8 protein-coding genes and 2 pseudogenes are annotated in these 11,432 nt (G+C 66.7%); 7 read left to right on the top strand and 3 right to left on the bottom strand.

Annotated features, from left to right (window positions below; all coding sequences use genetic code 11):
- Positions 1-222 precede the first annotated feature (222 nt).
- The 5 genes and pseudogenes from fliE to HV744_RS11575 all read left to right on the top strand — a co-directional run bounded on the left by fliE (position 223) and on the right by HV744_RS11575 (position 3,550).
- A complete protein-coding gene (gene fliE, locus HV744_RS11595) occupies positions 223-561 on the top strand; it encodes a flagellar hook-basal body complex protein FliE (protein WP_175149634.1) in 339 nt (112 codons plus the stop codon).
- 345 nt (positions 562-906) lie between these two features.
- Positions 907-1,341, top strand: a complete 435-nt coding sequence (fliS, locus tag HV744_RS11590; protein WP_175149633.1) for a flagellar export chaperone FliS — start codon at positions 907-909, stop codon at positions 1,339-1,341.
- A complete protein-coding gene (locus tag HV744_RS11585; protein WP_175149632.1) occupies positions 1,338-1,664 on the top strand; it encodes a flagellar protein FliT in 327 nt (108 codons plus the stop codon). Before fliS ends, HV744_RS11585 begins: the two co-directional genes overlap by 4 nt.
- Before the next feature lie 79 nt (positions 1,665-1,743).
- Positions 1,744-3,186 (top strand): flagellar hook-length control protein FliK, encoded by a 1,443-nt coding sequence (gene fliK, locus HV744_RS11580; protein WP_175149631.1) that lies wholly within the window; start codon positions 1,744-1,746, stop codon positions 3,184-3,186.
- Positions 3,186-3,550, top strand: a pseudogene (locus HV744_RS11575) (EscU/YscU/HrcU family type III secretion system export apparatus switch protein). The gene fliK and the pseudogene HV744_RS11575 overlap by 1 nt, the downstream one beginning before the upstream one ends.
- Positions 3,551-3,582: 32 nt before the next feature.
- Here the strand turns inward: HV744_RS11575 and HV744_RS11570 are convergent.
- Together HV744_RS11570 and HV744_RS11565 are read right to left on the bottom strand one after the other, a co-directional pair.
- The gene (locus HV744_RS11570; protein ID WP_175149630.1) at positions 3,583-5,001 is read right to left on the bottom strand and encodes a coniferyl aldehyde dehydrogenase; all 1,419 of its coding nucleotides are present in this window, start codon (positions 4,999-5,001) and stop codon (positions 3,583-3,585) included.
- 99 nt (positions 5,002-5,100) lie between these two features.
- On the bottom strand, positions 5,101-6,795 hold the full coding sequence (locus HV744_RS11565; RefSeq protein ID WP_175149629.1) for an isovaleryl-CoA dehydrogenase: 1,695 nt from the start codon (positions 6,793-6,795) through the stop codon (positions 5,101-5,103).
- 287 nt (positions 6,796-7,082) lie between these two features.
- On the opposite strand from HV744_RS11565, the pseudogene HV744_RS11560 reads away from it, so the two are divergent.
- Positions 7,083-8,213 (top strand): annotated as a pseudogene (locus HV744_RS11560) (GMC family oxidoreductase); the annotation flags it as partial.
- Between the two features lie 170 nt (positions 8,214-8,383).
- A complete protein-coding gene (locus tag HV744_RS11555; protein ID WP_175149628.1) occupies positions 8,384-10,120 on the top strand; it encodes an OmpA family protein in 1,737 nt (578 codons plus the stop codon).
- Between the two features lie 58 nt (positions 10,121-10,178).
- On the opposite strand, the gene HV744_RS11550 is transcribed toward HV744_RS11555, so the two are convergent.
- Complete coding sequence (locus tag HV744_RS11550) at positions 10,179-11,141, bottom strand: LysR family transcriptional regulator (protein ID WP_175149627.1); 963 nt, start codon at positions 11,139-11,141, stop codon at positions 10,179-10,181.
- Positions 11,142-11,432 lie beyond the last annotated feature (291 nt).

The raw sequence follows: 11,432 nt of genomic DNA, 5'->3' as shown, positions 1-11,432 counted from the left end.
CTGCCGACTGCCGCCGCACCGAGGGTCGGCGGGCGTACGGACAGAGACTTTCACCATTGAAATTATCCTTAGCGCCGCTCGACCCGATTGCTTGAATAGAGCCGGGTTTCCCCCCTACTTTCGGGGCTTTCCACATGGGGGCGCTTGCTATGCTTCGGTTCAGATCGGCACGGCTGTGCGGTATGGCCATGAAGCGCCGATCGTTCATTTAACGGAGAGAACATGACCATGCCCGTGAACGCGCTCTCGTCGGCGCTGCAACAAATGCAGTCGATGGCGGCGCAGGCGGCCGGCGGCGCCACCCCGGCGGCGGCCGCAGAGTCCGGTGCGGCGACGACCGGCAGCTTTGCGTCGGCGCTGAAGGCCTCGCTCGACAAGATCAGCAGCGACCAGAAAACCGCGGTGAGCGAGTCGCAGGCGTTCGAGCTGGGTTCGTCGAACGTGTCGCTGAACGACGTCATGGTCGACATGCAGAAGGCCAACGTCGGCTTCCAGTTCGGCTTGCAGGTGCGCAACAAGCTGGTTGCCGCCTACAACGACATCGCGCAGATGGCGGTCTGAGCGGGCAGCGGGCGGAGCGGGACGCCGTCCGCCCGGCCTGCGTTGCCTGATCCTGCATGAGTGCCGGCAGCGCCGCCCGCGACGGTGGCGCAGTTGCGGCCTTGCGCGCCCTTGCCGGCGTGGCGGCCCCGGTGTGGTCCGAGGCGGCTCGGTATGGAGACATGACGAGCTCCGTCGGCGCGGCGCTGGCCCGCGTGCGATGCGCCCCTTAATCCTCCTTACATCGGCCTAAAGCTTTGTCGATGCGTATCCGATAACACGGATACAGGGCAACTTCGGGCGCGGCGACGCCCCGAACGGCCATGCCACGACCAAACCGCAGTCTGTATGAGAGGAGGAGCGCCGATGTTTTCCCCAGGACACGCTGGAGCCAATGCGTACGCACGCGTCGGTGTCGAAACAGGTGTGATGGGCGCAAGTCCGCATCGTCTGATCGTGTTGTTGTACCAGGGCGCAAGGCAGGCCATCGCGCAGGCCCGCATGCATTTGCAGCAAGGCAATGTGCCTGATCGCGGCATGGCGATCAGCAAGGCGACTCGCATTATCGAAAGCGGGCTGCAGCAATCGCTCAACCTTGAAGTGGGCGGCGAGACTGCGGAGCGGTTGAACGCGCTATACAGCTACATGGCGCGCCGGCTGCTCGAAGCCAATATCAAACAGAGCGAGGCCATGCTGGTCGAAGTCGACGGCCTGCTGGCCACGCTCGAAGAGGCATGGATCGGGATTGCCCCGGAGATCGCGCGGATGGCAGCCCAGCCGGCCGCGGAAAGCATGAGATGACATCGAACGCAGAATATTTTGCCCGCTACGAGGCGGTCGCAGCGATTTCCTGCCGCATGCTGATAGCTGCCCGGCGCGCACTGTGGAGCGATCTGGTCCACTTGCAGGAAGAATACCGGCAGCTGGTGGACGCGTTGAAGGACGCCGACGCCGGGGTGAAGCTCGACGAGGCCGAGCGCCTGCGCAAATACGCGCTGATCCGCCAGATTCTCGCGGATGACGCGGCCATCCGGGATCTGGCGAATCCGCGCATGGCCAATCTGTCGGCGCTGTTCGCCGGACGGCCGACGCGCGTGCTCAAGGAACTGTACGGCGCGCGCTGAGTCGGCCCGCGTGCGCCGCGCCTGACTGAGTTGATTTGAGATTTGAGCGCGCTGCCGCCAATGTGACCAAGGAATCGGCATGAACGGAATCGACACGGCCATCGCTTCGCTGCTTGCGAGCCGGGTCGACAGTCTGCTCAACATCGCGCCGGGCAGTGCGGCCACGTCGCAGACCGGCGCGGCGGGCGTCGATACTGCGCCGACCACCGCGGCCCCTGTCGCGCCGCCTGCGCCGCCGTCATCCGCGCAAACCGCGCTGTCCGCCGTCGCGCTGACGCTCAATGCGATCGCGCGCTCGGGCGGCGAGGCGACGCCCGCCGTGCTCGGCCAGACGCCGATCTGGCCGGCCGCGCCGGCGCTCGATATCGAAGTCGAAGGCCTGCCGCCGTTCGACACGCCTGCTGCATCCACCGCTCCCAATGCCAATCCGGCTGCCGCCGGCACGACGGCTACCGCCAATCAGGCGGCGGCCCAGGTGCCGGTCGCGGCGCTCGCGGCCGCGCTCAAACAGACGGTCGGCGGCAGCGGTCTGTTCTACGAAGCTCATCTCGCGCAATGGCTGGCCGGCCAGCACTCGCCGGCGGACCTCGCCGGCGAGGCGCAAAACAGGCTGGTGGCCGCCGCCGCGCAATCGCCACTGGACTGGACGAACGCGGACGGCGACGCGCCTGCCCCGAATGGCGCCGCGCGGCAGGGCATGGGGGCGGCGCCCAATGGCGGCATGCAGAACGGCGTGCAGAGCGGCGCGTCCGACAACAATGCCGCCACCCGCGCGATGCCGTCGATCCTGACCGCCCAGGCTGCGCGTTTCATCGCCGGCGAGGTGCTGGCAAATTCGTTGTCCGACCTCAACGGCCCGCCCGCGCATGCGGGCCTGCATAGCGCGGCGGCGCAAACGGCCGACGCCGGGTCGTCGCAGAACTCGCAATCGACGACGGCCGTGGTGCATCCCGCGACCGTGCCGCTGGTGCGTCAGCAACTGGATCTGCTCGCGACCGGGCAGTTTCGCTGGAGCGGCGAAGCATGGCCGGGCGCGCGGCTCGACTGGACCATCGAACAGGACGGCGACGAATGGGACCGCAGCGGCGGCGGCATGGCGAGCGAAGACGATCAGCCGTGGCGCACGCGTCTGACGCTGTCGCTGCCGACGCTCGGCACCGTCGATGCGGAATTGACGTTGACCGGCATGCGGCTGGTGGCGCGCGTGCAGGCGAGTCCGGGCGGTGCGGCGCGGCTGGCAATGCAGGGTGAGAGCTTCCGGCAGCGGCTCGCGGCGGCGGGCATCGAACTGCATGGCTTGACGATTCGCGAGATCGGCGGCGGCGCGCCGGCCACCGCGGCCACGGGCGCGAGCGCGGCGGACGCGCAGGCGGCGGCTTCGGCGTATGCGCGGTCGGCCTCGTCGGCGGCTTCAGCGGCCTCGGCAAGCCCGGCGGCGAACGCTGCAACTACGCCCCGTCGCGCCGCGCGCGCTGGCCGCGCGGCAGCCGGGCAACGCGACGACTTCGACTGGGATATCTGATGAGCCGCAAACATCGCCGCAGCGCGGCCGCGCTCGTCTACGACGCCCAGAGCAACGATCCCGCGCCGCGCGTGGTCGCCAAAGGCTACGGGCTGCTGGCCGAGATGATCGTGCAGCGGGCGAGAGAAGCCGGCCTGTACGTTCATGAGGCGCCCGAAATGGTCTCGCTGCTGATGCAGGTGGACCTCGACGCGCGAATCCCGCCGCAGCTTTATCAGGCGGTGGCGGAATTGCTCGCGTGGCTGCATCGGCTGGAAAGCGGCGCCGAGGATGAGCCGGCGCACGGCGCCAGCGCGCTGCCGACGCGCAGGACGTGACCGACGTGGTGGCCACCGAAGTCGAAGGCGGCTCGAGCGCGCGCTAAGCGGCCTCGTGTGCGCCGCCGGTCCGATTCCGTCAGAAGCGCATCATCAACTTCAGCAGCGCGTTGACCCGCTTGCCGTATGGCGGCGCGATCCAGCCGCGCGCGTTCAGCCGCGCCTGGGTCAGCACCGGTTTCATCTTCGAGAAGGTCACGAAGCCTTCATAGCCGTGATAAGCCCCCATCCCGCTCGCGCCGACGCCACCGAACGGCAGGCTTTCGCACGCCAGGTGCATCAGCGTTTCGTTGACCGCCATACCGCCGGCAATCGTTTCGTGGGTCACGCGTTCGATTGTGGGCGCATCGTCGGCGTACAGATACAGCGCCAGCGGACGAGGGCGCGCGTTGATCCACGCGATCGCGTCGTCGAGCGTGTCGTAGGGGACGATCGGCAGCAGCGGCCCGAAGATTTCCTCCTGCATCAACGCGGATTCGTGCGGCGCGTTCGTGACGGCGATCAGCGGAAAGCGGCGGCTCGCCGGATCGGGCGCGGCGTCGGTGAGCGCGTGCAGTTGCGCGCCGGCGGCCTGGGCTTCGTCGGCGAGACGTGCGAGCCGCTCGAAGTGACGCGCCGAAATGATCGACGTGTAGTCCGGGTTGTGCGCGAAGCCGGGGTACATCTTCGCCATCCGCGCGCGCGCCCGTTCGACGAATGCCTGCTCCTTGCCGCGCGGCACCAGCACGTAGTCCGGCGCGACGCAGGTCTGGCCCGCGTTGAGCGTCTTGCCGGCGATCAGGTTGTCCACCGCGTTGCCGAAGCGCGTATGGACGCCAATGATCGCCGGAGACTTGCCGCCGAGTTCGAGCGTGATCGGCGTCAGATGTTCGGCGGCCGCGCGCATCACTTCATGGCCGACCTTGGTCGAGCCGGTGAACAGTAAATGGTCGAACGGTTGCGCGCTGAATGCGGCGGCAAGCGCCGCGTCGCCGTTGACCACCGCGACGTGATCGCGCGAGAAGGTCTGGCCGATCAACTGCTCGAACAGCGCCGCCGTGCGCGGCGTCAATTCGGACATCTTGATGATCGCGCGATTGCCAGCGGTCAACGCGCTGATCAGCGGCCCGACGGCGAGCAGCACCGGATAATTCCACGGCACGATGATGCCGATCACGCCGAGCGGCTGCGGCACGACCTTCGCGCGCGCCGGCAGCAGCCATTTGTTGGTGCTGCGGTGCTGCGCTTTCATCCAGCGCTTGCCGTGTCTGAGCGCGGCGTCGATCTCCTCCTTCACCAGCAGGAACTCGGCAAGCAGCACTTCCTGTTTCGCGCGATTGCCGAAGTCCGCGCTCATCGCGTCGGCGAGCGCGTCGCGATTGTCGAGCATGACTTTGCGCAACGCTCGCAGATGCGTGGCGCGCGTGTCCCATGACGGATACGGCGCGTGCAGGTAAGCATCGCGTTGCTCGCGCAGCAGTGCTTCGAGCGCTGCGACCTCCGGCAAATCGTTCTTCATGTATGTCCACTCCCTGATGGGTAGCGTTGCGCGTCGGATCGCGCTTATTTGTGATTTGCGGATTCTGCTTTGGGCCGTGCGTGGACGTGTGCCCGAATCTCAAGCTGGAAAAGCCCGTTCGATGATCGCCGCGTGGTCGAACGTGGCCGGCAGCGTGCCGTACACACGGCCGCTTTCGCCGCAGCCATCGGCGAGACGGGTGGCGATGAACGCGTCGGCGATAGCGGCGGGCGCGTGTTTGACGAGCAGCGTGGCCTGCGCAATCAGCACGATCTGCTGTGCGATCCGCCGCGCCGAAGCTTCGAGCTGCCCGGCCGGGCTGTTGAGCGCGGCGGCCAGCTTGCCGAGCGCGGCGTGCAACGGCGGATGCGCCTGCGCATCGGCCTGCCACGCGGCGAACAGCGCTTGCGCCGCTTCCGGCTCGCGCTCCAGCGCGCGCAGCAGGTCGAGGCACATCACGTTGCCGGAGCCTTCCCAGATCGAATTCACCGGCGCTTCGCGATAGAAGCGCGCCATCGGACCGGTTTCGACGTAGCCGTTGCCGCCCCAGACTTCCATCGCCTCGCCGGTGAATTCCAGCGTGCGTTTGCAGACCCAGTACTTGGCCGCCGGCGTGACGATGCGCCGCCACGCGCGCTCGACGAGAGCGGCGGGGGAGGTGGACGACGCGTCGGCGGAGGCCTCGAACGCGCGCGCGAGACGCATGAACAGCACCGTCGCCGCTTCCGACTCCAACGCCAGATCGGCCAGTACGTTGCGCATCAGCGGCTGATCGGCCAGTTGCCGGCCGAACGCGCTGCGATGGCGCGCATGGTGGATCGCCTGCACCAGCGCCGCGCGCATCAACGCCGCGCTGCCGATCACGCAATCGAGCCGCGTGTAGTTGGCCATTTCGATGATGGTCGGCACGCCACGTCCTTCGTCGCCGATCATGATGCCGAACGCGTCGAGGAACTCGACTTCGCTGCTGGCATTCGAACGATTGCCGAGCTTGTCTTTCAGACGCTGGATCTGCACCGCGTTCTTGCTGCCGTCGGGTGCGAAGCGTGGCACGTAGAAGCACGACAGGCCCGTGTGATCGTGCGTGCGCGCAAGCACGAGATGGGCGTCGCATTGCGGTGCGGAGAAAAACCACTTATGGCCGACGAGCCGGTATGCGCCGCCACGGCCGCCGGCGGCGATCGCCTGCGCGCAGGTCTGATTGCTGCGCACGTCGGAGCCGCCTTGTTTCTCGGTCATGCCCATGCCGATCATCGCGGAAGTTTTCTGCGTGAGCGGCAAGTCACGCGGATCGTGCTCGCGCGCGTAGAGCTTGTCGCGCAGTGTGTCGAACAGCGCGGGTTCGCGCTGCAGCACCGGAATGCTGGCGAAGGTCATCGTCAACGGGCACAGCGAACCGGACTCGATTTGCGCATGCAGAAAGTAACCGGCGCAGCGCGCGACCATCGCGCCGCGTTGCGGATCGGAGAACGGCAACGCGTGCAGACCCTCGCGGCGCAACAGCGAGAGCAGCGTATGCCACGCAGGATGAAACTCCAGCGCGTCGATGCGCTCGCCGCGCGGGCTATGCGTGAACAACTCGGGCGTATGGCGGTTCGCCAGGTCGGCGAGCGCGAGCGTGTCGGGCGTGGTGAGCGCCGCGCCGTGCCGCAGCAGCGCGGCGCGATGCCAGCCGGCGCCGTCGCGCTCGAGCGCCGCGGACAACGCGACGTCGCTGGAAAACAGGTTGTAGTCCGCCAACTGCGGAGCCTGATTGGTCACGTCGTGAGTCTGGCCGAAGCTATGCCGTTCCATCTGCTGTCTCCGTTCACCGCAGGCTCGCCGGTCTGATCGACGGGGTGCTGTTTAATCGCCGCGTGTCATGCCGCACGCTGGGAGGATGGCGCGCGCCGCGCCATGCTTGAATGCCGCGCGCGGCCGGCCGGCGGCCGCACGCGCGTCTGTCATCATAGGGTCGCGACGGCCCTTCCGTTTAGAGTAATCGCTCTGGCGTGAGGCCGCCGCAGCGTCGGAACGCTCCCCTCCCTACAATGCCAGTAAAACGCACGTAGACAAGTGTGCACGAGACAGGGTTCGCGAGCAACGCGGGCCAGGAAGGTGTCGGCTTCTATCAGGTGACGCAGCGCGACGGACGCCGGTGCAGCGTTGCACGCGCTTATATCTACGACCGCGCGCGTCCCAATCTGCAGGCGATCGCCGACGCGACCGTGCTGCGCCTAACCTTCGACGGCAAGCGCGCGAGCGGCGTCGAGATCGTGCGCGGCGGCCGTACCGAAACGCTCGAAGCGCGCGCCGAGGTGGTGCTGGCGGCAGGCGCGTTCAATTCGCCGCAACTGCTGATGTGCTCGGGCATCGGGCCGGCGGCGCATCTGCAATCGCTCGGCATTGCCGTGCTGCACGATGCGCCGGAGGTCGGCCAGAACCTGATTGATCACGTCGATTTCACGATCAACAAGCGGGTGTCGTCGATCGAGCCGACTGGCTTTTCGGTGCGCGGCATTGCGCGGATGCTGCCGCAATTCGTCACCTTCATACGCGATGGGCGCGGCATGCTGTCGAGCAATGTCGCCGAGGCGGGCGGTTTCCTGAAGAGCCGCCCGACGCTCGAGCGGCCCGATCTGCAACTGCATTTCTGCGCGGCAATCGTCGACGATCACAACCGCCACATGCACTGGGGCCACGGTTATTCGCTGCATGTGTGCGTGTTGCGCCCGCACAGCCGCGGCGCCGTGACGCTGGCGAGCGCCGATGCGCGCACGGCGCCGGTGATCGATCCGCGTTTTTTCAGCGATGCACGCGATCTCGATCTGCTGGTGGACGGCGTGAAGATGGCGCGGCGCATTCTCGATGCGCCGTCGCTCGCGCTGCACGGCGGCACCGAGCTGTACACGCATGCGGGACAGTCGGACGCGGAGTTGCGCCGGACCATCGCCGAGCACGCGGACACGATCTACCACCCGGTGGCGACCTGCCGCATGGGCGGCGATGCGGGCTCGGTGGTCGATCCGCAACTGCGGGTGCGCGGCGTGACGGGGCTGCGGATTGTCGATGCGTCGGTGATGACGACGCTGATCGGCGGCAACACCAATTCGCCGACTGTGATGATCGGCGAGCGCGCGGCCGATCTGATCGCGGCGAGCCGCCGCGACGGGCCGACGGTGCTGAAGACGACGCAGGTGGGCGCCGGCGGAATGGCGGCGAATGCTGCTTGACGCACATCAAAATGCTGCGATCTGATTCTTAAGCCAGGAAAATTTAGGTCAACTTCGGTCAATTGTCATAAATTGTCCAGCTTCGATTTTGAGATTCCCCAAATCCTATAATCGCGCCTCGGGAAAGAGCGCGTCAGGTGGCGTGTCCGGAATCTCAAGGAAGCGAAGCGATGAGTCTCAATCTGATCCAGTTGGTTCAGTCCGTGCTGACGGACGGTGTCGTGCAACAACTGGCAGCCCGCCTGGGGCTGCCGCCTGACGCGACCCGGAAGGTGTTGGCAACCACCGGTCCGGCGCTCGTTGCCGGCCTGATGCAGAAGAGCGCGACGCTCGACGGCGCGCGCTCACTGTTCGCCACGATCCATTCGCCTGAGGTGAATGGGCATATCGCCGACCAGTTGCCGCAGCTGCTCGGCAGCACGAGCAGCGTGAGCCAGTTGGAAAGCGTTGGGCGGCATTTGCTCGAACGAGCGCTCGATCGCCGCGTCGATCTGGTCAGCGACGAAGTCGCCGCGCAAACCGGCGTGTCGGCGCACGCCACGCATGCGATCACGGGCATTGTCGGCGCAACGGTGTTCGGTGTGCTCAAGCGGCATTTTCTCGAAGGTCAGAGCAACGTCGGTCAGTTGCCGACTCTGCTGGGCCATCAGCTCCCAATCATTGCACCGTATCTGAACGACCGTCTGCTGGCCGCGCTGGGCATGGGCAGCGGCCTCGGCGCTTTCGCCGGCACCGTTCTGTCGCAGCTGAAAGCGGTTTCCGCGCACATCGACCATCCGACGCCCGCAGCCACGCCGATGCCAGAAGCCCTCGCGTCCGTTCAGGTGCCGGCGGACGCGGTGGAGCGCGAAGAGCGCCGGTCGCACGCGTGGCTCTGGTGGCTGCTCGCCGTCATCGCGGCGGTGCTGGCCTTTCTGTTCCTGCGCGGCGGGCATATTGAGGAAAGCGATGACCAGGCTGACGCGCGCACCAGCACGACAATGGCCGCCGCTGCGCAGCCTGCTTCCGCACCGGCCGTAGCTTCGGCCACGGTTGCGACCGGCGCGGTCGCCGCGTCGAGCGTCGAAGCCAGCGCCGCTGCCGCCGTGAGTACCCCGGCCGCCGCGGTCGCACCGACCAGGGACAGCCAGCTCACCTTAGCCACCGACGCAGCCGGCAAGCCGACGCTCACCGCCACGGTCGGCAGCGAAGCGGAAAAGACGCAACTCATCGACGAGCTGACCAGGCGCCTGGGCGCCTACAACTTCGTGCAGAACATCACGGTCGACCAGAACGTGAAGCCTGCCGATTGGCTCGCCCATCTCGACGGCCTGTTGCCGCTGATGACACTACCGGGCGCGGAAGTGAAAGTGGCCGGCACGCGCATCGAACTCAGCGGCAGCGCAGCCGACGCGAAGCTGGGCTGGCTCGACAAGCTGAAGTCGCTGTTCGGCGCGTCGTATCAGATTGGTTCGTTCGACGCCGCGCATGCCGTCGCCGACGCAACCGAGAACTTCCGCAACGCGATCAAAGGCCGGCTCACGCCCGACAGCACGTGCGCGCCAGCCGACATCGTCAAGGTGCTGAACCTGCAGGTGATCAACTTCGCGAGCGCGAGCGCCCGTGTGCCGGCCTTGGCGGTGGAAGATCTGAATCTGTCGGCGCGGGTGTTGAACGCCTGCGCGCACAGCGGAAAGGCGGCGCGGCTCGAAGTGTCCGGCTATTCGGATAACGTCGGCGGCGCGCAAGCCAATCTGCAACTGTCGAGGAAGCGCGCCCAGGCAGTGCGCGCGTATCTGGTCAAGGCAGGCGTGCCGGCCGGCTCGCTGATCGCGCATGGTTACGGCGATGCGAATCCCGTCACGAGCAATGACACGGCTGGCGGTCGATTCACCAACCGTCGCATCGAGTTCGTCGCGCAGCAGTAATTCCCGGCTGGGTGAGCGGGTATGAGATGCCGGCCGGTTCGCTGCGGCCGGCAGTGTGTCATTCGGCGGACGGCGTCTGCGTCGGCGCCGCCATGCCGGTCATGCCGATGCCCGGCCCCAGCATGAAATCGTCGCCGGCCTGGCCGGGCAACGCTTCGCGGGCGACTTCGAGCCACGCGCGTGCGGCGTGCGACAGATAACCATTGCGCCGCCAGCCGATCGCCATTTCCCACGGAATCTCCGGCTCCACCACCGGCAGGCAGGTGAACTGCGCGGGATCGAGACGGCGGCAATATGGCGCCGGCAGCAGCGCTATGCCGACGCCGGCCAGCACCAACGCCGCCATGAAATCCCAGTGCCCGCTTCGTCCGACGATGGTCGGCGCAAACCCCGCCGTGCGGCACGCGTTCAGTACCACGTCATTGAGCGCGAGGCTCTCGCCGTAGAACACGAACGGTTCGTTGACGAGTTGCGCGAGCGGCACCTCGTGCAAGTGGTCCCAGCGCGAGCCTGTACGCGCGACGAGCCACAGCAGTTGACGCGTCATCGGCAGCACATCGATATTTTCCGGATCGACCGGTTGCAGCACGCCACCCAACTCCAGCCCGCCATTGATCAGCGCCGCTTCGATCGCGCGCGAACCCTGCTCGAACAGCTTCAGCTCGATCTTCGGATAACGCTGGCGGAACGCGGCGATGGCCGGCGTGAACAGCGAACCGCCCATCGGCGGAATGCCGATGGTCAGTTCGCCGCGGCCGAGCGTGTCGAGATCGTTCAGTTCGGCCTGCAATTGCGCGTGCGCCGCCAGCACGTCCTGACCGCGCTGGTAGACGATCCGGCCGGCGTCGGTCAACACCATCTGGCGCCCGTCGCGCAACAACAGCGGCGAGCCGATCTCGTCTTCCAGCGACTTGACCATCTTGCTGATGGTCGGCTGCGTGACGAACATCTGCTCGGCCGCGACGGTGAAACTCTGTTGGCGAACCACTTCGACGAAATACCGCAGCGCACGTAGTTCCACGATCTCGGGTTCCAGAATTCCAGATTGGAATGATTTGAATGATTGTAAGTCATTATATTTATGTTGCAGTGCAACCCATGCTGACTTTCATTCGAAGTCATCCAGGGATTGCCATGACGACGCCGGTTCTCGCCCGTTTTGCCCGCGCCGGCCGCGCAAGCGGTGCACTGCGCGTCGCGCGGATCGTTGTGCAGAGCGCCGCGCTGGCGGGGTAATGGTCCTGCTGGCGCCGATGCTGGGGCTGCTGCCGATTTGAGGGGACGCCTCCCCGACGCTGCGCGCACGGCTTCG

It is taken from the genome of Paraburkholderia ultramafica (genome assembly GCF_902859915.1).
Taxonomy (GTDB): Bacteria; Pseudomonadota; Gammaproteobacteria; order Burkholderiales; family Burkholderiaceae; genus Paraburkholderia; species Paraburkholderia ultramafica.
This window is presented reverse-complemented; position numbering and strand designations above follow the sequence as displayed.

What these genes read in the sequence shown, in the direction of transcription:
- fliK (WP_175149631.1), top strand. Translation starts at nt 1,744, where the DNA reads ATGAACGGAATCGACACGGCCATCGCTTCGCTGCTTGCGAGCCGGGTC.
- HV744_RS11555 (WP_175149628.1), top strand. Translation starts at nt 8,384, where the DNA reads ATGAGTCTCAATCTGATCCAGTTGGTTCAGTCCGTGCTGACGGACGGT.
- fliE (WP_175149634.1), top strand. Translation starts at nt 223, where the DNA reads ATGACCATGCCCGTGAACGCGCTCTCGTCGGCGCTGCAACAAATGCAG.
- HV744_RS11570 (WP_175149630.1), bottom strand. Translation starts at nt 5,001, where the DNA reads ATGAAGAACGATTTGCCGGAGGTCGCAGCGCTCGAAGCACTGCTGCGC.
- HV744_RS11585 (WP_175149632.1), top strand. Translation starts at nt 1,338, where the DNA reads ATGACATCGAACGCAGAATATTTTGCCCGCTACGAGGCGGTCGCAGCG.
- HV744_RS11565 (WP_175149629.1), bottom strand. Translation starts at nt 6,795, where the DNA reads ATGGAACGGCATAGCTTCGGCCAGACTCACGACGTGACCAATCAGGCT.
- fliS (WP_175149633.1), top strand. Translation starts at nt 907, where the DNA reads ATGTTTTCCCCAGGACACGCTGGAGCCAATGCGTACGCACGCGTCGGT.